We start from the raw sequence: 21,198 nt of genomic DNA, 5'->3' as shown, positions 1-21,198 counted from the left end.
CTCATCAGGTAGAGATAAAAGAGGATTTTCAACAAGATTTGACTCAAACGAACCCAATCTTTGATAAAAGTATTTGTAGATACGCTCATCTTGGTCATACAAAGTCAAACGGCGACACTTGTCGTAAAGTGGCGCCGTTTTTATAATTACTAAATCCTACATTTAATTTTATACAAATTAGTAAATTATTTTTAGTGAAAATCATTTCTCAATTCACCATATTATAGATGTGTTGACCTATCAATTTGTTTACTGATCATCAATTTCAAATCTCAAAACAGACCGATACGGAAACATAACCAACTTTAAGGCTACAATACATTAAATCATCTTCATAAAACGAAGATAAGCTTCTATTACTTTCTTGTTAAAAACGGCAGGCCGGATATCGGTATCTTTTAAAAAACGCTCTGTATTATCGCTTTTAAAGTAATAGGTGTTTTCATAGGATTCTACGAGAGATTTACCCTCATGAACATCATCGGTAAATAAATAAAGCAGGGAATAAATTGGCAGTTCCTGATTTCGTCTCCAATGCTCAAACCATTTTTGAAAATCTATACCTTTCATTTCCAAACCGCAGTAGTCGCTTATGCGTACACAAAAATCTGTAAGCGACAGATCGTGCTCCGGCAAAGGATTAAGGTTAAAATTCAATCCTATGGCATCTGGTTTCTGACTAATATGGGCAATGGCTTTACAAACGTAATCAACAGTAACAACCTCATCTTTCAGCCCCATCACCAGGGGAAATGCTTTTAACTCTATACAGGAACGCATTAAAGAGCTCCACCACTGATTCAAAGGTGTTGCACCGGTATCTCCGTGGCATACTACAAAGCCTAAACGGAAATTAATCACAGGAAGTCCTTTATCACGAGCTTTGGAAGCCATACTTTCCATTACCCATTTACTTCGTATATATCCCATATCGCGGCATACAGCAGGAAGATTCTGCTCTATTGGCTCATCTTCGGTCATCCACGTTTTTCCTGTAAAACTTCTGCCCCAGCTGTAAACCCCCATTGAAGATGAAATGATAAGAAACTTAATTTTACCACTTATTGCCAGATGCAGTATATTGGCCATGCCATCTACATTAGGCTTTTTGATATGCTCATATGGTTGAACATAGCTTACATCGCTGCCCATATGATAAATGACTTCCATTTCCTTTTGCAGCTCCTGGTATAAATTTTCCTCAACTCCAAGATTGGGCTTCGTAAGATCTCCCAATACAATTTTTATTTTGTCTTCGTACGTTGCTTTCCATACCAACTTGAACTTTGAGAATGTACTTTTGATGCGTTCCATGCCAAGCTTTTCATTTTCGGCGCGCACAAGGCAGTATATGATGGCATCAGGATTTTTGGGGATAAGTTCTTCTAAAAGATGTGAGCCAACAAATCCGGTAACGCCTGTAAGAAAGATCCTAGAAGGATTGGCCAGGACCTGAGGATTGGGTTGTTCTGTAATTTCGAAATCAAAAGGCAATTCAGAATCTTTTAATAATTGCTCTTCTACCAAGCGGGCCTTTTGCTGTTGCGTGACTTCACTCTGGATCAAACGGTTTTGGGCTTCTGTTACAAAGAGATTAATTGTTGGGAAACGATACAGTTCTGGTAATGAAACTTTTTTCCGGACATTTAATGGCAGACGATCGTGCATTTGGGCTAACATTAAAGAATGCCCTCCCAATTCAAAGAAGTTGTCATTTTCGTCAATTTCATTCAGATTAAGCAGATCCATCCAGATTTCGGTCATCTCCTGCTTAAGATCTGAAGCATCAACCTTTTCTTTGGCCTTTTTAACTGCTTGCTGTAGCGGAATATGGAGTTTGCTTTTATCAATCTTCCCTGTTAAAGTGAGTGGAAGTTTATCATAAAGAACAATTTTTTCGGGAAGCATATAAGTAGGAAGACTTTGTTTTAATCTTCCGCGTATGTCTTCTAACGTTATGTGTTCCTTATCAGTATCGTAAAGCTCAAGAAAAGCAACAAGCATGGGCATTCCATGCTCCGGACGGTGGACTTTTACGGCTGCATTGGCAACCTGTGCGAGCTGTCCGATATGGTGTTCAATTTCTTTCAGTTCAATTCTAAAGCCTCTTAACTTAACCTGGTCATCGAGTCTTCCTACAAACTCAATATTGCCGTCTTTTCTCCAAAATGCCCGGTCACCTGATTTATATAACCGGTAATCTGTTCCATAGGCAGATTTCATCCATTCCGGTCCTTCAATATAGACTTCAGAAGTTTCAAGAGGCCTATTGATATACCCTTTTGCCAATTGTTTTCCACCGATATATATTTCTCCGGTGATCCCCTGATCTACTTGTTCAAGATTTTTATCCAGTATGTATATCTGGGCGCTGCTTAGAGGCTTTCCTATAAGGTGAGGGTTTGTATCTTCTTCTTGAAACTGATGGCTCACAACACTTACTGTGGTTTCTGTAGGACCATAGACATTAATGAGCCGAACACGACTGCACCAGTTCTTCACCGTTTGTTCCGAAGGAGCCTCCCCTGCAATGGATAAAGTATGAAGAGATCCGATAGGGATATCCGTAGGAAGTGTACTTAATACTGCAGGAGGAAGATACGGAACAGTATCAATTTTATGATCAATAATAAAATCTAACAAAGGCTTTCCAATAATTTTATTATCAGGATACAAAACTATAGTGGCGCCGGTTAATAAAGGTATCCAGATATCAATGATGGACACATCAAAGCCTATGGAGCTGAATTGAAGAGTTTTGTCCTTACTGGAAAAACCCCAGAGCTCCGTAAAAGATTGCACAAAAGTACAGAAAGCTTCATGATGAATTTCAACGCCTTTTGGTACTCCTGTACTACCAGATGTATAAATGATATACGCAGTCTGCATTGGATTGATATCATCAGGATTCATAATCTCAGTACTCACTTCCATTGGCTTAGCTTTCCATTGATCTATGTTTAACAATCTGATGGCCGTTTCTGAAAACTTCTCAATATAGGTGTTTTCAGTGATGATAAGTTCCGCTTGGGAATCTTCAATCATCATTTTTATCCTGCTTTCCGGTAACTGCGCATCGATAGGAATATAGGCAGCACCTATTTTGAGTACCGCTAAAAAAGAGATAATTCTTTCCACAGACTGAGGCATACAGACTGCTATCGATGTCCCCTTTCTCAGCGGCAAGGAAAGAAGGTGCCCCGCTAGCTCATCAGACCGACGGTCCAGCTCCTGATACGAAAGAGATCCATTCTCTGAAATTAAAGCTAACTTCTTTGGAATAGATTGACTTACTGTCTTAAAAATAGACATCACATTTTTGAATTGACTTTGCTGAATGCGAAAATCATCATTAACATTTTCATGAATGGTTTGGTTTTTCATTGTTTTAGTTTTTGGATTAATATTATTGAACCTGGTATTCTGCTTACTAATACTAAATTTGTTACTGCTTTATTTGCTGTTTTTCAGCTGTATCTTTCGATGGACAAGACATTATAGCTGATAAAATATCAATGGGAATATCTCTAATCATGGGAGCTTAAAACATCCAACAGCTGAATCCAGTTACTTATTTTAATTAAGGTAAGCAACGGATGCCTTTTCATAAGCTTTAATAAATTTAGGATGCCTGCATCTTGCCATAGAACATATCATAACAAATCAGAAAGTCAATGGCAGAAGTATCTCTGGCTAAAAAACATACTTACTTTGGTATCCAAAGCAAGTATATTTAACCTATCTGCAGCAGAAAGCTCAAAACTAAAGACGTCCATTTTTTCAATCAAATGTCGTTTCTTAACTGATTTTGGAATCACCACAAAATCACGTTAGGTTGACCTACGCAGTACAATCTGTACCAGAGATTTATTGTATTTTGCACCGATAGAGAAATCATTTTTATCTTCAGGAAACGAAGTATAATTGATTCAATAGAGTTGAGCAGATTAAAATTTTCTACTATATCCTGACCATTTACTTATCATTACTATATCTAAATTTTTGGATGTGTTAATTCCAAGCTATTAGTATTAAAAAAAAGTATGGGAAAAAGAAAGTTTCATCTTATTTGATTTTTAGAATCATCTACAAAATTATATAAGCAAATATTTCAGTTCTCAGTAGAATATAAATTTTAATTTTAATAAATCTCACTAATTTATTTTGTGTAATTCATTCATATTGTTAAAAAGCAACATGGATGTGAATATTTGGATCAATTGCATTAATTCATTACTAGACATTCATTTACATATAATACAATCGATTCTGCAACTCATTTTTCATCTCAGGGAATTTTTATTATTTTATCCGGACTAAGATCAGTTAGCATTCACCCTAATCCATTCTCCAGAACCTAAATGAATATATTCTGCAGATGTATTAATCTGTATGGAAGTATTATTATCAGACATTATAGAACCGCCCACCGGAGGATCTGTACTTATATCTTGTGTACTTTTATTGACTATAAGAAGCGATTTACCTGCCGGATAGGAAGAAGTAAAAGTATAGGTAACAGGAACAGCGGCATCGTTTACAACAATTTCATCAGTATCTAAAATGGTACGGTTTTGAGTAGTTCTGACAATAGCACGGCTTTGAGATGCAGAAGTACCGGGCGTTCTCCACACTGCTTTTACCTTAGTTATGTCGCTGGGGTTTTGGATTAATGTTAAAACCTGACCTGCTGCTTCAGTTGATGGAGTTACATTTTCTAAGTTAGTTAAATACAGGTCGGTATTATTTATTGTCACCGTTGATCTATAAACACCGGCGCTGATTTCTGTACCCGTTCCATTGATAACCATTGGTGTAGTTGAATTATCAAAGGCATAATTATTTAAATTCAGATCTGCATCAACTACGAAAGAAATAGTCCCGGGATTTGCAACAATTTTACTGTCGGGTATCCCTCCTATAAAAAGATCATTTGTATCAGTCCCATTCGCCGCTCTCCCCGTCATCATCTGCCAAAGCCTTGCTACATCGCTAAAATTACTTGAGAAGAGGTAACTGTATTTAGGATAAAAGCCTACTGTGCTATTAGAAAATAAAGCCCCTGTCGATTCAAATTTATAATCAGCAGTACTTAACGATGATCCATTTTGAAATACCATATTGTTTACTTCCCCACCTAGAAATGAAAAAGTTGGCATACGTGTTTTTTGACTAGTACTGGCAGCACTAAAACTAGCATTAAAACCAATTTTAGAAGCAGTACTGGTATACATTCTAACCGTTCGAAATGGATTCGCAATAGTACCATCATTGGAGTAGATATTTTGATTTGCGACTTTCTGCCATAATGCTCCGTCAAAATAATAATATCCTATAGTGTTGACATTAATACGCTGACCTAAAGCATCTCCACCAGTAATATCAGTAATGTATACCAATGCGCCGTTTTGATTGGTCCCATAAGGTGCAGTGAGAGAAGCTAGTTCTGCCCTGGTTAATCTGGGGGCCTGCAATCCATAAGTTTGAGCTGTGTCAGTTAAAACATTAGCTGAATTTCGTTTTGCAGAGACATCAAGTGTTGTATTAGGTTCTGCAATATTGACACCCACTTGAGCCGTAGTTAATCCTGAAATTAACAACGACAATAAAATCGCTTTTCTGGTCATTAATATTTTGTTTTTATGGTTATTGTTTACCGTAATATTATGTCATAAAATGAAAATAAAAAATGTTTCAGGTGTGAAAAGCTTATATTTGATGAACGTGAAAAAGTATTAACAAATTGATTTTCAGAATAATTTATTTGTAAATCATTGATTTTTCGGTTTCAGCTTTCCTTTGTTCGATAAACGTAGAAGGCGATATACCTGTAATTTTTTTGAAAACTAAAGCAAAAGTATTATGTGAATTGAACCCGGAAATATCTGCCAGGTGACTGATTTTATAATTAAGGAGTTTTGAATCACTGCAAATCTCTTTTATGATATAATCAATTCTTAGTTCATTGATATATGTATTAAAATTTTTATTCTTTGATCTGTTAATTATATCTGACAGATACGAGGCATTGGTATTTAATTCCACAGCCAATACAGCTAAGGTAAGATCTTTCTTCAAAAACCTTTTTTTCGCTTCAAACTTATCTAATCTTTCAATAATATCTAATTCGGTTTTAGTAAATTCTAACTTACACGCCCCTTCATTTTTTATCTTCTTACAAACTTCTACTGGCAGTTTATTATGTATTTGAGACTCTAAATTGGTGATGATCTCCTGATATCTTTCTCCTTCTTTTCTCAGCCTAACATTATACTTTCTGAATAGAAGATAGGTGATGATTAAAGATGATAAAACCCCAGCTACGGTGATAATCTGTAAAAAAGTATGTTGTTGTTCCTTTCGGTTTAATTCATTGTCAACTTTAACAAGTATATCTTTCAATGCCTGAGACTGCTGTGTGGACATTAATGACCTGACCGAGACTATTGCCAGTTTTTCTCTCTCTGATTTTATATCATCCCCTATTTCTTTATAGGCATGATATAAGCTTTCATGAATATCAAGTTGAAAAGGAGGTTCTATATTTTTATCATCTTTTAAAGGTTCCAGTATTTTGATAGCTTCCTGTGGTCTATTTGTTCTGGAATAGATGGTCCCTAATCTTATATTATTTATCCGTGAAATATAATAATTAGTACTGGTTGTCATTAATTGATCAGCCTTATTAGCATAGATTTCGGCTTTCTTGAAGTCGTTAAGAAGCATATAAACATTACTGGTCTCTGAGTTGAGTTGGGTAATGTAATTCATTTTAGTCTCCAGTTGTTTTGGATCATTTACTTTATTGAAATATTGTAAAGCTTTAGAATACTGTAAAAGTGTTTCTTTGTATTTTTTCTGATCTAATAAAATATTGGCATACACCGCATAAATCATTCCTTTCAAACTATTATTTTCCGGATCTTTTTCTTCGATGAGCGCAATTGTTTTTTTAATTTCAGATACACTTCTATCGATCAGCCCTATCCGATAATACGTTTCGATAAGGCACATATTATTATAAACGATCTGATCCGTTGATATTTTATGTTTAGAAAGTTCTTCCTGAGCTTTCAGACAATTTCTGAAAGAATTGAGGTAGTCACCAATACTGTAATATGAAAGTCCTAATGTAGAATAGCTGTGAGCCTTTATACTGTCACTATTACAATTTTTGATAATATTCAAACCTATTGTAATGGATTTTTCTGCCTCACTTACACTTAGCTCTTTTTGTCTGGCAATTTCAGTTTTCCAATTCGGAATTTTATTATTACAATCGAAAAAAGCTGATATGAAAAGAGCTATCATAAAACATTTGTGATGGGAAAAGGGCATAAATTAATTTTTCAGTTAAAATACATACTTAAATTAATATATTCACTACATAATGATATATTCAATAGCAAAACTAAAAAATATTAAACACAATTAACAAACAATTAAAACAAATAATTATTTTATGTTGTTTTTTTTCAATACAACATAGAAGAATTTGCGTTCCGATTAACTATAAATTTTTGAATAAGATTCATAGTATCGATATACTTGAATGTACCATTGTATAGAGCGTTTTGGGTGTTGGTTCATTATAAATAATCTATGCGAAATTACGATACCACCTATTGTATAGTGAACTTAAAATTTTTAGCACATTCAAATCTACAGTCACTGTTATTTAATGAAAATCAAACATCAAAAACACTTATAAATAGTATTTATTTACGAAATTTTAAAAATGAAATAAAAAAAATCCATTTTTAAAAATTATCTATATATTTGCAATAATAAAAAATCCAACAGTAGTGAATAATTCAGATTTTTTATGAAAAAACTAAACCACAAAAACAAATACCTTGAGAAAGAAATTTTTAGTAATTTTTATCTTGTATGAAAATTAGACTCATAAAGATTACTCTGAGCTTTTAGAGTTAAACTTTACACAATCTTTATATCGGCAAAACAAGTTCAGGAATTTTTTAAAAGAACATCCATAAAAATGCATACCTTAAGATCTGTGAAGTTGTCTATTGAAGATTTTAAGTACTCCTTTTCCAAATGCTTCTTACTGCTTTACCATGAAATGAAAAACATGATTCTAACCACATCAAATGATTTTAAAGAACCGGACAAAAGTTCCCTGCGCATCGGCTATTAAAATGTAAGAAAACTTAATTTTTTCCGATTCTTACACCTTGTAAAAGTTATCAGTGCAGCAGGCAAAGGATTTTATTATAACATCCTCCAGAAATGTCGGGGTTAATACTCTTCTACTCAAAAATTACAGGATGAAGATGCACTAAGAATCTGTAATATCGTAAGGCAGGTAACTATGACACAGCTAGTACTATAACATCTTATTTTGACATTAAATAATATTATACTATAATTATAGAAACATGAAAAAAATTATTATTATTTATGGGCTCTTATCTGCGGGTTCTGTTTTCGCACAAATAGGCATAAATACTAAAAATCCAAATTCTACATTATCTGTCAACGGTTCTTTGGAAGGTAAGTATAATCAAATTACAAATTCTTATACTTTAACTCACACGGATTTTTTAGTTTCCTATACAGGTGATTCTGATGCCATAATCACTTTACCGTCGGTCGGAAGTGGAAGTAGTTCTTTTGCCGGAAGATTTTACCGAATAAAAAACATTTCAACAAGTAACATTACTTTACAACCATCCGATGGAAATTTCATAAGATCAACAGATTTAACGGGAGTACCAAACTTTTTAATTCCACCAGGTAATTATGTTGAAGTGGTAAATAATAATAATCCTTCAGCAGCAGGGGTTGCAACATGGGATCTTACTTTTATTGCCAGTACAACAGTTATTAACTCATCTACCGATGCAACTCGATTTCTGGGAGGAACAGTCTATGTTAAATATGCCCAAAATACAGGCGGAACACTAACTGGAAAAACCATCAATGAAAATTATAATGTAGGAGCAAATAATACTAATATACCACCAACTATTGGAGGTATTAATTCTCTCCTAGGCTCTGGCTACACCGTATCCAATCCTTCTGCCGGAATATTTGATATTAAATTTGATACCCTCTTTACAGATATTTATGGTATCTCTGTAAACATTACAGATGCTTATGGTAATTCTGTTACAGCTGGTCAAAATCCGGATCCCACAAGAACAGGATCAAGTCTTAAATCCAATGATAACTCTCAAGTTTCGTTTATAAGTAATTCCATCATACGTATTAAAACAGGAGACTCAAACGGAGGTCTTAGTAATAGGCCTTTCACTTTTCTGGTGACCGGGAAATAAATGCAATTCATAATCCAAAATAGATTCACTCATAACAATTTAAATAATATGAAAAGATTTTTTATTACTTTTTGTTTTTCTTTTACAACCTTAGTATTTGCTCAAGTTGGTATTAATACTTCAAATCCAAACTCTACATTATCCGTCAACGGCTCACTGGAAGTAAAATATAATGAAATCAAAAGTTCGTATCTACTTACCAAAAATGACCATTTCATTTCCTACACAGGAAGCTCTGGTGCAATAATCACCTTACCATCAGTGGGCAATGGGGATACCTCATTTTCCGGAAGAATCTATAAAATAAAAAACATATCTGCCAGCAATCTTACCTTACAGCCTTCTGATGGTAATTTTATAAGATCAACAGACTTAACCGGAATGGCAAATTATACAATTCCACCAGGTAATTATGCTGAAATTGTAAATAATACCAATACTTCTGCAGGTGGAAATCCTACGTGGGACCTGACTTTTATAGGAAATACCACTATTATTAATTCTTCTGCAGATGCGACAAGATTTCTTGGAGGGACTATCTATGCAAGATTTGCCCAGAATTCCGGAGGAACACTTCCTGCGGGCAGCATAATTACAGGCAATTATTCGGTTGGACTTAACAATACCAACCTAACTCCCATCGCAGGTGGAATTAACTCCCTGATAGGTTCCGGATACAGAATTTCAAACCCTTCTAATGGAATATACGACATAAAGTTTGATACGACATTTACACAAATTTATGGTATTTCTGTCAATATTATTGATGCGTATGGAAGTTCAGGAAGTGGAGTAAGCAGCGGGCAAAATCCTGATCCCACCAGAGCAGGAGCACTACTTAGGACAACAGATAATGCTCAGGTATCTTTCATCAGCAATTCCATAATCCGAATCAAAACAGGTGATCAAAATGGAGCCTTGGCTAACAGGCCATTTACATTTTTAGTAACGGGTAAATAAATTTATCCTTTATATATTTAAGAAATTTCGAATATCATAATCAGAAACCGGTTCCATATAGATAAAATAATATTGCAGTATATTATCAAGACAAGAATATCTTCGTGACCCTTATCCGCAAGTCTTGGAGTAAGAATATCCAAACCTAACAGATTTTAGAAATCTGTTAGGTTTAATAATAATGCAAATGATATACTTGAATATACCATTGTTCAAATCGTTTTTGGAATAGGATTATTATCTGATCATCAAAACAGCATTGTGACATATCATTTTTTTGTAGTGAAATTAAAATTTTGGTACATAAAAGTATATCATTGCCGGATTCATTTCTATTCACTGGATTGGTTAGATTTCTTTCTAAATAAGGTTTCTCTATAATCGATTCCCCATTGTGCAATAGCATCAATTACAGGCTCTAATGTTTTGCCGAATTCTGTCAATTCATATTCTACGGTTATCGGTTTGGTATTTTTTACGGTTCTGGTAACCAAATGATTCATTTCCATATCTTGCAATTCCTTGGATAACATTTTGGAACCGATACCGGCTACTTCACGCTGTAAATCCATAAATCGCATTTTTCCACCATACAATAATGTGCCTAATATATGTATTTTCCATTTTCCTGTAAAGATATCCATACTGTCTTTCACAGCATTAATTCTAAATCTGCAAAAGCCTATAAACTGTTCTGAATCATTCATATTTTACTATTATTAATAACAAATATAGGTCAATATCTGTTTTTTTGTATACCCGCTTCCCTGTTGGAAAGCACTTTCCTGTAAGGAAGTGATATTCTTTGTTATAGATATCCTTTATACTTTTGTGATCTGCTATTTAATCAATTAAAAAAAATAAAATGATGTCAACACCAGCAAGACAAATAATAGATGAAATGTTTGCCGCATTTGCGACTAAAAATGTAGATGCCGTAATAGAAACATTTTCAAATGATGCCGAACTAATTTATCACGGTACACAGATAATGCCAGCGGCGAAATTCAAAGGAAAAGAGGGGGCAAGAATGTTTTTTGAGTTTAACATTAATGCTCTGGATGTTGTTTATTTTAATATCAATCAGTTTGTAGAACAAGGAAATACAATAATGGTTTTAGGTAACGAACATTTTATTTCCAAACAGGATGGTACCCATCTTAAAAACCAATGGGTACAGGTGTATACTATAGCCAACGGCCTGATTTCCAGAATGGAGGAATTTGCGACATCTGCACAGCCGGATCAATACGGTGGTAACGCAGGAGGGCAATGATTTTAAGTCAAATAACCAATATTTCCTGGTTCTGATATATTCAATAGTAAGATCAGGGATTTAATAGAAAAATAATATGATACTAATAACAGGAGCCAGCGGTAACCTGGGCTCGGCTGTAGTTGCTCAGCTTTTAAAAACTTTGTCACCGGAAGACTTTGTTACAACATCCAGCAATGCTGCAGGTGTTGAAAAACTGAAAGCTAAGGGATTGCAATCACGATTAGCAAATTTCAGCGATCCTATTACATTGAATGAAGCATTTAAAGGAATAGATAAATTGCTGCTGATTTCCACGATGGATCAAAACCGTTACGAGCAACACAAAAACGTAGTGGATGCGGCTAAGAAACAAGGAGTGAAACAAATCATTTATACTGGTTTGGCTATAAAAGACATTCATACCTCCGCTGTTCAAGATTTGATGATAAGTCATTTCCAAACTGAAGATTACATCAAAGAAAGCGGTTTAACCTATACTATCCTGAGAAATACAATGTATGCGGATGCATTATCGCAAATTTTAGGATCCAATGCTTTACACCAAGACATCAATCTTCCCGGTGGAATCGGAAAAGTCCCCTATGCCTTGAGAAGAGAAATAGGAGAAGCTACAGCGAATCTGTTATTGCAAGATGGTCACGAAAATAATACATATAATATTACGGGTTCAAATAGTTTGGGTTATACAGAGTTAGCTGCAGCACTGTCTCATCTTACACGAGATACAATTAAATACAATGATATTTCAGAAGATGATCTGAAAGCATTTTTGAAGCAAATCGGTTTCGCTGACTTTGCAATCTATCTGCATTCAGGCACTATTCACGATATCAAAATGGCACAATACGAAATAGAAAGCCATACGATGGAAACCTTATTGGGCCGTCCTACAGCATCTATTGAAGACATTATCAAGGAATTATTTAAAAATTAAATCAGATACAATGAAAAATTTTGTTTTATTATTAAGAGCAAACACAAGTATGGATCCTGGATCTTTCACAGACCCTAAAGAAGTAGCAGACAGAGCGCAATGGTTGGAAGATGTAAAAGCGCAAGGAGTTATTAAAAACCTGGGAGGAACAATGCCTCCGATACCTGCTATGGCAAGTTCAATTTTTGCTGACGGAACGCTTAAGGAAGGACCTTTCATGGAAGTAACGCACTTTTTAACAGGTTTTTTGATTATAGAATCCGAAGATTTAGAATCCGCTCAAAAAATTGCCCGATCAAACCCGATTTTGAAAGCAGGCGGAAGTGTGGAAATTAGAGAAATAATGCTTCGATAACAATAAATTTAGATAATGATATATCATTATCTAAATTTATATGAACGTAGTAGAAGATCCACTGGAAGCGACTATTTTAAGAGTTTTTTTAATTAAAATAAGTAAAAAGATGAACCTAAATAAACAAAAAAATTAAATTCTTTGTTTTGGACACCATTAGGTCATTCAGAATCCAAATCATCTTCTGTTTCTTAATAATCTTGTGCCAATTCACCGCCCGCAAACGATCCAAATTCTTACCAGATCAAACCCTCCAATCAAATACAGAAAAGAAAACGAATCAATAAAAGCAGCAGTAAAAAATAATCACTCATAATGATCGCAGACAATTACTCTGCATATCTGTAAAATAGGATCTACGTTAGTATAGTTTTCACTATCCTTTCTAAGGAGTTCTTCGTTGGGCAAAAAATTAAGGTAGAAGTCTTCAACTTTTTCAAAAAAAAGATGCCCGATAACTTTGTAAAGATACTGATAGGTTTCATTTTTTTCATCATTATAAGCTTCTTCTATAGCCAATCCCTTTAACGATTTTCCGAAAACAGATCTGGATAATGGAACGTGCTTTTGGAGATAATACTCCATATCAAACCAGTCATTTTCTTTAACAGGATAAAAAATAGTGACTTTAAACATCGCTTTATTGGTACTTATTATACTTTTTCACATTCAACAATGCTTGAGACTTCAGTATCAGTCTGAATGAGTCTTTTAAAAGTCAGTCCTGCTTTTTCAATCAGAACTTTGAATTCGTTCAATGTTCTTTCTTTTCCTGTGGTCATCGCCATAATATTGATATCCAATAATTTTCCGGCATGCGGAGTGTTTCGTGAATCATCAGGGATAACAGAATCAATAATCAACAGTCTCCCGCCTGTGGGCATTGCTTTATAAACATTGCTTAAAATTTTGATTGCCTCCTCGTCATTCCAGTCATGGATTACCCATTTCGTGGTATAAAGATCAGCTCCTGCAGGAATTTCTTCAAAAAAACTTCCTCCGAAAACCGTACATCTTTCTTTTAAATCTTCCGGAATGAGCAGAGCGGTCTGCTGTATTACATAAGGCTCATCGAAAATGATCCCGGTACTTTCTGAAGATGCGTTCAAAACAGCAAACATCAAAGCTCCGTTTCCTCCTCCAATATCAACCACCGTTTTATATGATGAAAAATCGTAGGTATCTATAATCGTTTTCAGAACAGCTCCAGACATCCCGGCCATTGCTTTGGCAAGATTCATCCCAGCTTCAGGATTCTGTTTATAGTATTCCCAGACAGGGATTCCATGGGCATGTTCAAAAGGAACTTTTCCAGTTTTCACGCCATAGGTTAATTCTCCAAAAGCCGGATAGTGCTCTCCGAGATTAGCCAGAGCCCATGGTTTTACTGATCCGGGAACGTCGCTTAGTAAAACAGCTCCCAAATCATTTAGTTCAAACGCTCCGTCTTCTTTTTCGTTAAAAATGCCTACACTCGTTATTGCCCTTAATAATCGATACAAAGACTTTTCATCACATTCTGTTTCGATCGCCAGCTGTGACAAAGTTTTAGGGCCGCTAAGTAATTTATCCGCGATATCAAGCTGTACCGCTGAACGGATACAGGAAGCCACCCAATACCCGCTTATCAATTCATACATTTTAAAGGTGAGCTCCGGTTTTTGAGGTAATTTTTCCATATGGTATTGTATTTTTGTATTTTTAATTACAATAATGTGAATTTAGTATTTTATTTATAATTTTATTACTTTTAAAAAAAACTTTAACCATAAAACTCAACAAAATGTTAAAATGCAAATCAATCCTATCGCATCTTGAGGATACAGTACATTTGTGCCCATCTAAACCGGCACTTATTTACGAAAACTCAACGCTTACATTTGAAAAACTAGACATTTTTTCGAATCAATTAGCACATTATTTAAAACAAAGAGGAAATTTTTCAAATATTCCTCTTTGTTTCTGTTTAGACCAGTCTCTGGAAAAAGTAATTGCTATGCTCGCTATATGGAAAGCTGAAGGCGCTTATGTTTCCCTCGATCCACTCTATCCGGAAGCAAGACTTCAGCATGTTCTAGAAGACACAGAAAGTCCTCTCCTTATCACAACACGATCTTATGCCGAAAAATTTTCTTTTTTTAAAGGACAGATCATACTCATCGATGAACAGAAAGAGGAAATCAAACAGATGCCTGAAAGCACTCCAAAATACAACATTGCAGAAGGTATGGCTTATTTAGCTTATACCTCAGGCAGCACAGGGGTACCTAAAGCTGTAATGGCTGAACACAAGGGGCTCAATAATTTTGTAGAGCAATTTGGCATTTTTCTGGATCCTCAAAAAGAAGATACAGCCCTTACCATCTCATCATCCAATTTTGATGGTATCGTAGTGGATCTCTGGGTTCCGCTTTCAAAAGGAATGACCGTATTCCTTTATCCCGATAACAGAATGGTAGGAGAACCTCTCCTTCATTATATTCGCGAAAGTGGGATCACTATGCTACCTTATCTTCCTGTGTCTATTCTGGCAACATTACCCACTGATCAACCTATTGGAAAGCTTAGAAAAATATGTACCGGCGGAGAAGCTCCGATACCGTCGGTAATAGAATCCTGGAAGAAAAGGACAGAGCTGATAAACATCTATGGCCCCACAGAAACGACAGTAGTCGTAAGCGGATTTAAATTTGATGAAAACCATCCGATAACTACAATCGGGAAGCCTCTTCCTAATGTAGATTTTTATGTGCTGGATGATGAAATGAATCCTCTTCCCGCAAATGAAACCGGAGAGCTTTATATTGGAGGAATCCAAGTAGCAAGAGGTTATTACAACCGCCCGGATTTAACTGCTGAGAGATTTTTAGAGTATAAAACCCCTGAAAACAAAACAGTAAGAGTCTATAAAACAGGAGATTTGATACGCCGTTTAAAAGATGATACCATAGAGTTTGTGGGAAGAGCAGACCAGCAGGTGAAAGTAAGGGGATTTCGCGTAGAACCAGCCGAAATTGAAGAAAATATCCGGCAGTCTGGTCTTGTAGAAAACTGTATCATTATCGTAAAGCAAAAAAAGGATCTAAAACAGCTCATTTGCTTTTATAAAAACAAAAAAAATAAAAATTCATATCCTGAAGATATCAGAACCTATTTATTTGAACGTCTTCCCTCTTATATGATTCCGTTTAAATTTCTGGAAGTAGAAAGCTTTCCGCTGACTGCTAATGGAAAAATTGATAAATCTGTTTTAAGTACCGATAAAGTTACAGAAGAGAAAAGAAAATTTTTTGTTGCGCCTCAAAGCCCATTACAGAATCTTTTGGCTGATGCATGGAGTGCGATTTTAGGAATAAGATCAATAGGTATTTATGATAACTTTTTCCACTTTGGTGGTAATTCAATTTTAGCATACCGTTTAGTTTCTCTTCTTCGCAGAGAATTTAATCTTTCTTTACAGGCAGCAGATTTATTTTTATACCCAAGCATTCACGAACTGGAGAATTATATTACAGAACAAGACAATCGTAATCAGACGGATGAAATAGATATTCTGGATCAGTATGATCCTGTACCGCTGTCATCGCAGCAGCAAAACTTATGGTTTATTGACAAGTTATATGGCAGTACCCCTTATAACATCGGTGTACTTTATCCTATGCATAAAGACGTTTCTTTTTCAATATTAGAAAATGCCCTGCACAGGCTTGTCAAAAAGCACAGTATACTAAGAACCACTATAGAGGAAAAGGATAATCACCCATACGTTTCGGTAACTAATGCAGACCACTGGTTATTGCATACACAGCACAGTTCAGACAACATAAAAAACCTTGTCACTATACCTTTTGACCTTCAGAGGGACTATATGCTCAGAGCCTATATTATTTATGATTCAAACGCAGCCGTTTCTTTATTATTGGTAATGCATCATATGGTTACAGATGGCTGGTCTATGCCGCTAATTGCTCAGGAAATTAATACATTATATCAAGAGATCATAAACAATAAAGCAGAGGATAGTTTTAATCCGATCATAGAATATAAACACTATGCAGTCTGGCAGTCTAAGCAGAATATAGGGGACGGAATTACTTTTTGGAAAGAATATCTCGAGGATGTTCCTGTATTGCAGACAGCTCATGATTTCAAAAAATTACATAATCATGTTGATTCGGGAGAACAGTATCAATTTGAAATTGATGAAGAACTTACTGAAAACCTTAAAAAAATTTCAGAAGAGCAGTCTGCGACTTTATACATGACACTGCTTTCTGCATTCAGCCTATTGATGCAGTATTACAGTGGGCAGCAGGACATCTGTATTGGAAGCCCGTCTGCCAACCGGCCGCATCCTTTTGATAAAACAATCGGCTATTTTGCGAATATGCTTCCCATCCGCATTAAAATCGATGGAAACCCTGCATTTGTCGATTTTTTACAACAAATCCGAAATATGATTCCACAGATTTTCAGGCATCAGGGAGTTCCTATAGACATTATAATAAGCCAAGTAATTAAAGACCGTTTTGCAGGGCACAATCCATTATTCCAGAATATTTTTGTCCTGCAGGATCCTGTAGAAACGTCCGAAAATTCATTTCCTGTACAGACTGAAAAAGTACAATGGATTCATAATAAACGTATAAAATTTGATCTGCAGTTTGAGGTTCTTCAGACTGATGGAAAATTAATAGTAAACATTGATTATTCTGATGCTTTATTTAAAAAGCAGACGATCATGGAAATGGCATCAAGATTCAGGTATCTGCTGCAATCAATAACTCTAGATCCTAATCAAAAAATTGGGGATATTGACTTGTATTCTGCTGTATCTGAAAAAAAAATCGAAACTCAAAAACAGATTGAAATTCCCAAAACACTCGTACAGATGTTTGAAGAACAGGTGCAAAAAACACCGGATAAAACAGCCTTGATATTATCCGGAATAAGTATTTCTTACCGCAGTTTAGATGAGAAATCAAGTTGTGTTGCAAACCATCTCATTCATCTAGGAATTAAAAGAGGTGATTTTGCGGCCTGTTATCATGAACAATCTATTGAACGGATCATCAGCTTATTAGGAGTTTTGAAAGCCGGTGCAGCCTATGTTCCTTTAGACACTACCTATCCGATGGAGAGAATTAAGCTCCTTCTGGAAGATACTCAACCCAAAGTTATCATCGGATCAGCAAAATTCAGTCAGATAAAAAGGGAGGTCAACCAGCCGGTATATTTCATTGAAGATCTCCTCAAAAACCGATCTGAAACTATACTGCAGAGTTATTGCAGTACCCACACCCATACTGATCTCGCCTATGTCATTCACACTTCCGGAACTACGGGAATGCCTAAGGGAGTTCTTATTGAGCATCAGTCATTGGGAAATTTTATCACAGAATACGGTAATCTTCTTGACATTAGTGAAGAAGACAGAACGCTCCAGTTCTCGCCTTATAATTTTGACGGGTCAGTCATAGATCTTTGGATTCCAATTACTAAAGGAGCTACCGTTCATCTCTATCCCAATAACAAACTGCTTGGAGAGCATTTATCTGAATTTCTTTTCATTCATGCAATTACAGTCATTCCATTCATCTCTCCTTCAGTACTTTCTACCCTGCCTCAAACTTTTGATCTTCCTTCCATAAGAGTAATTGGCACCGGAGCAGAAACATGTCCTTCACAGGTGAGCCAACATTGGAAGCCGCTTGTAAAACTGGTGAATATGTACGGCCCTACAGAAACGACAGTAGCTGTCAATGAATTTGTATTTGATGATATTCATCCTGATCATACGATTGGTACAGCAATTAACAATATGCGTCTTTATGTTTTGGATCAATATCTCCGAAAGGTTCCTGCCGGGGTCACTGGTGAACTTTATATTTCGGGAATCCAGCTTTCGAGAGGATACCTGAATCAGCCGGAACTTACCGCAGAGAAATTTATTAAAAATCACTTTATAAACGAAGAAAGTAACATTTACAGCACAATGTATAAAACTGGAGATCAGGTGAAAACATTATCTGACGGTATGCTTGAATACATTGGAAGAAGCGATCATCAGGTGAAGGTGAGAGGATACCGGATCGAACTTGCTGAAATCGAAAATGCACTGTTGCAGATCAAAGGAATAAAAAATGCAAAAGTACAGGTTCATAAAGCGTCAGAAACCATAAAATCATTAAGAGCATTTGTAACAGGGGACTCTCATATTTCCAATATTAGAAGTGAATTGAGCAGAAAACTCCCTACCTACATGGTTCCGAATGAAATTTTCACCGTCGATATAATCCCCCTAAAATCAAACGGAAAAATAGATATGGAAGCCCTTGCCTCTCTGGCACAACATAAGACCGTGGCACCATTAGAAATGGAAGATGAACCTTGCAATGAATACGAAAAAGTCATCAAAGAGATATGGACTGAGGTACTGGAATGTAGAATTCCAGGTATGGAAGACGATTTTTTCCATCTTGGCGGGCATTCTTTGTTACTGACCAAAATGTATAATAAGCTTTTCAAAAAATTTCCAAATACCATTACTCTCAGTGAATTGTATACCAACAGTACGATCAGAAAACAGGCTTTATTAATTGAAGAAAGAGAGAAGAATCCGCATACTCTACATTATGGGCTGGGAAAAGATCCTTTAAGTGATGAAATACGAAAAGACGCTGATGTAAAGCATGAAAAATTCAAATTCAATATTTCAATAAAAGGAAATTTTGAAAATCCTGAAGAAATTTTACTGACAGGAGTAACAGGGTTTGTAGGAGTAAATATGCTTGTGGAATTATTGAAATCCACCGCTGCAGATATTTATCTTTTAATTCGTGCAGATGATGAACGTGCTGCTGAAAAAAGATTATTAAAAGCGATGGAGGATCAACTCATTCCTTTAGAAATGTATGATAAGAAAAGAGTTATATTACTGCCAGGAGATCTTACAAAGCCATTTCTTGGCCTTACTCCTCAGAAATACGAGGATCTTACTAAAACCATCGATGTCGTACATCATGCCGGAAGCGCGGTAAACTTTATCCAGCCTTATTCCTACATGAGAGCTGCCAATGTAGATGCTTTACATACTATGATTCAGTTTGTAACAACGTACAAGTTGAAACAATTATCTCTTTTATCTACTGTAGGGGTTTTTAGCTGGGAACATTATTTTACCAAACCTGCAATGATCATGGAAAATACAGACAGCACATCTGCTTTTAAATATTTAAGCAGGGATATGGGCTATATACAGAGTAAATGGGTCATGGAACAGGTTGCTCAGGCAGCTATACGACAGGGTGTCCCCATCGTTATTTTCCGGTTAGGATATGTATTCTGCCACAGCTTAACAGGTGCTACAGCACGGTATCAATGGTGGGGACTTTTAGTAAAAACCTGTATCCAATTAAAAGCTTACCCCATATTAATTGACCAGAAAGAAGAATTGGTGATGGTCGATTTTGTAAGCAAAGCAATTGCTCATATTGCTAAAAATTCAGACTCTATAGGAGAGATATTTCATTTAAGCCCTGAAGCCGAAGATAATATGACGGTAATGGAATTTTTTGAACTCCTCCATACCGAATTGAACTTTGATCTGGAGCCCATTCCTTATCTTGAATGGAGGGCTCTTTGGGAGAATGATGAGAACAGCCCGCTCTACCCGCTTTTGAGTTTGTTTAAATTTCCTGCTTATGATCATAAATCCATTATTGAAATTCATCAGAATACCCCGGATTTTGATATCAGCAACACCAATAGATTCTTAAAAGGAAGTTTAATTGAGAATACAAAAATAAACCGTGCTACAGTAGAAGCATTCTGTAAATATTTAGGAGTTCTTTAATATCGGAATACTTGATATGAAAAGAGCTATCATAAAAGATTTGTGAGGAAAAAAGGGAATAAATTAACTTTTCAGTTAAAATACTTACTTTAATTAACGCATTCGCTACACAATGATATATTTAACAATAAAAACTAAAAAAAATTAACACAATTCACAAACAATTAAAACAAATAATGACTTATGTCACTTGTTCTGATCTATACAATTTTGTATAAAAATTATATAAATAAGGCTGATAATCTGGTCAAATTGGCCAGATTATTATGCATTACACCAAACAATACTTTCCGGTTCAAAATAACCATCTATCATCAGGTTCTAAAAATATAAGGGATAGATCCTGTAAAATAGATGAAATAATCCTGAAAAACGTTGATATAGCAAAACACACCTATTCAAAAGTATTTACATGGTCAACCAATGGTAAAAGAGAAATTACTTGAAAAACCTTCTGAAAAACAAAAAATCCTTACTTTTGGAAGTAAGGACTATATTGAGTAACTGACAATTTTT

Annotated in this window: 12 protein-coding genes; 6 read left to right on the top strand and 6 right to left on the bottom strand. The window is 35.4% G+C overall.

Annotation, left to right across the window (positions count from 1 at the left end):
- Positions 1-321: 321 nt before the first annotated feature.
- From EG346_RS15010 to EG346_RS15000, 3 genes are all read right to left on the bottom strand, one after another.
- On the bottom strand, positions 322-3,384 hold the full coding sequence (locus tag EG346_RS15010; protein WP_123879670.1) for a non-ribosomal peptide synthetase: 3,063 nt from the start codon (positions 3,382-3,384) through the stop codon (positions 322-324).
- 938 nt (positions 3,385-4,322) lie between these two features.
- Positions 4,323-5,627 (bottom strand): phage tail-like protein, encoded by a 1,305-nt coding sequence (locus tag EG346_RS15005; protein WP_123879667.1) that lies wholly within the window; start codon positions 5,625-5,627, stop codon positions 4,323-4,325.
- Positions 5,628-5,760: 133 nt separating this feature from the next.
- The gene (locus tag EG346_RS15000) at positions 5,761-7,311 is read right to left on the bottom strand and encodes a helix-turn-helix domain-containing protein (RefSeq protein ID WP_164466163.1); all 1,551 of its coding nucleotides are present in this window, start codon (positions 7,309-7,311) and stop codon (positions 5,761-5,763) included.
- Between the two features lie 1,088 nt (positions 7,312-8,399).
- Here EG346_RS15000 and EG346_RS14995 point away from each other — a divergent pair.
- Both EG346_RS14995 and EG346_RS14990 read left to right on the top strand, forming a co-directional pair.
- Positions 8,400-9,299, top strand: coding sequence for a hypothetical protein (locus EG346_RS14995; protein ID WP_123879663.1), 900 nt, complete (start codon positions 8,400-8,402; stop codon positions 9,297-9,299).
- Between the two features lie 48 nt (positions 9,300-9,347).
- A complete protein-coding gene (locus EG346_RS14990) occupies positions 9,348-10,259 on the top strand; it encodes a hypothetical protein (protein WP_123879661.1) in 912 nt (303 codons plus the stop codon).
- A 332-nt stretch (positions 10,260-10,591) separates the two neighbouring features.
- On the opposite strand, the gene EG346_RS14985 is transcribed toward EG346_RS14990, so the two are convergent.
- Positions 10,592-10,966 carry a winged helix-turn-helix transcriptional regulator gene (locus tag EG346_RS14985; RefSeq protein WP_073335646.1) on the bottom strand — a complete coding sequence of 125 codons (375 nt, stop codon included), beginning with the start codon at positions 10,964-10,966 and terminating at the stop codon, positions 10,592-10,594.
- A 158-nt stretch (positions 10,967-11,124) separates the two neighbouring features.
- Between EG346_RS14985 and EG346_RS14980 the strand changes: the two genes are divergently transcribed.
- From EG346_RS14980 to EG346_RS14970, 3 genes are all read left to right on the top strand, one after another.
- On the top strand, positions 11,125-11,535 hold the full coding sequence (locus tag EG346_RS14980; RefSeq protein WP_123879660.1) for a nuclear transport factor 2 family protein: 411 nt from the start codon (positions 11,125-11,127) through the stop codon (positions 11,533-11,535).
- 76 nt (positions 11,536-11,611) lie between these two features.
- Positions 11,612-12,472, top strand: a complete 861-nt coding sequence (locus tag EG346_RS14975; protein WP_123879658.1) for an SDR family oxidoreductase — start codon at positions 11,612-11,614, stop codon at positions 12,470-12,472.
- 10 nt (positions 12,473-12,482) lie between these two features.
- Positions 12,483-12,827, top strand: coding sequence for a YciI family protein (locus tag EG346_RS14970; RefSeq protein ID WP_123879656.1), 345 nt, complete (start codon positions 12,483-12,485; stop codon positions 12,825-12,827).
- A gap of 306 nt (positions 12,828-13,133) precedes the next feature.
- Here the strand turns inward: EG346_RS14970 and EG346_RS14965 are convergent, their stop codons facing one another.
- Both EG346_RS14965 and EG346_RS14960 read right to left on the bottom strand, forming a co-directional pair.
- Positions 13,134-13,463, bottom strand: coding sequence for an EthD family reductase (locus EG346_RS14965; RefSeq protein ID WP_073335650.1), 330 nt, complete (start codon positions 13,461-13,463; stop codon positions 13,134-13,136).
- A 17-nt stretch (positions 13,464-13,480) separates the two neighbouring features.
- The gene (locus EG346_RS14960; protein ID WP_123879654.1) at positions 13,481-14,506 is read right to left on the bottom strand and encodes a methyltransferase; all 1,026 of its coding nucleotides are present in this window, start codon (positions 14,504-14,506) and stop codon (positions 13,481-13,483) included.
- Between the two features lie 104 nt (positions 14,507-14,610).
- On the opposite strand from EG346_RS14960, the gene EG346_RS14955 reads away from it, so the two are divergent.
- Positions 14,611-20,682 (top strand): non-ribosomal peptide synthetase, encoded by a 6,072-nt coding sequence (locus EG346_RS14955; RefSeq protein ID WP_123879652.1) that lies wholly within the window; start codon positions 14,611-14,613, stop codon positions 20,680-20,682.
- Positions 20,683-21,198: the final 516 nt, after the last annotated feature.

The sequence above is a fragment of the Chryseobacterium carnipullorum genome, from assembly GCF_003815695.1.
GTDB classification, from domain to species: Bacteria; Bacteroidota; Bacteroidia; order Flavobacteriales; family Weeksellaceae; genus Chryseobacterium; species Chryseobacterium carnipullorum.
Note: the sequence above shows the minus strand (reverse complement) of the source record. Positions and strands in the feature narration are given on the sequence as shown.

What these genes read in the sequence shown, in the direction of transcription:
- EG346_RS15010 (WP_123879670.1), bottom strand. Translation starts at nt 3,384, where the DNA reads ATGAAAAACCAAACCATTCATGAAAATGTTAATGATGATTTTCGCATT.
- EG346_RS15005 (WP_123879667.1), bottom strand. Translation starts at nt 5,627, where the DNA reads ATGACCAGAAAAGCGATTTTATTGTCGTTGTTAATTTCAGGATTAACT.
- EG346_RS15000 (WP_164466163.1), bottom strand. Translation starts at nt 7,311, where the DNA reads ATGATAGCTCTTTTCATATCAGCTTTTTTCGATTGTAATAATAAAATT.
- EG346_RS14995 (WP_123879663.1), top strand. Translation starts at nt 8,400, where the DNA reads ATGAAAAAAATTATTATTATTTATGGGCTCTTATCTGCGGGTTCTGTT.
- EG346_RS14990 (WP_123879661.1), top strand. Translation starts at nt 9,348, where the DNA reads ATGAAAAGATTTTTTATTACTTTTTGTTTTTCTTTTACAACCTTAGTA.
- EG346_RS14985 (WP_073335646.1), bottom strand. Translation starts at nt 10,966, where the DNA reads ATGAATGATTCAGAACAGTTTATAGGCTTTTGCAGATTTAGAATTAAT.
- EG346_RS14980 (WP_123879660.1), top strand. Translation starts at nt 11,125, where the DNA reads ATGATGTCAACACCAGCAAGACAAATAATAGATGAAATGTTTGCCGCA.
- EG346_RS14975 (WP_123879658.1), top strand. Translation starts at nt 11,612, where the DNA reads ATGATACTAATAACAGGAGCCAGCGGTAACCTGGGCTCGGCTGTAGTT.
- EG346_RS14970 (WP_123879656.1), top strand. Translation starts at nt 12,483, where the DNA reads ATGAAAAATTTTGTTTTATTATTAAGAGCAAACACAAGTATGGATCCT.
- EG346_RS14965 (WP_073335650.1), bottom strand. Translation starts at nt 13,463, where the DNA reads ATGTTTAAAGTCACTATTTTTTATCCTGTTAAAGAAAATGACTGGTTT.
- EG346_RS14960 (WP_123879654.1), bottom strand. Translation starts at nt 14,506, where the DNA reads ATGGAAAAATTACCTCAAAAACCGGAGCTCACCTTTAAAATGTATGAA.
- EG346_RS14955 (WP_123879652.1), top strand. Translation starts at nt 14,611, where the DNA reads ATGTTAAAATGCAAATCAATCCTATCGCATCTTGAGGATACAGTACAT.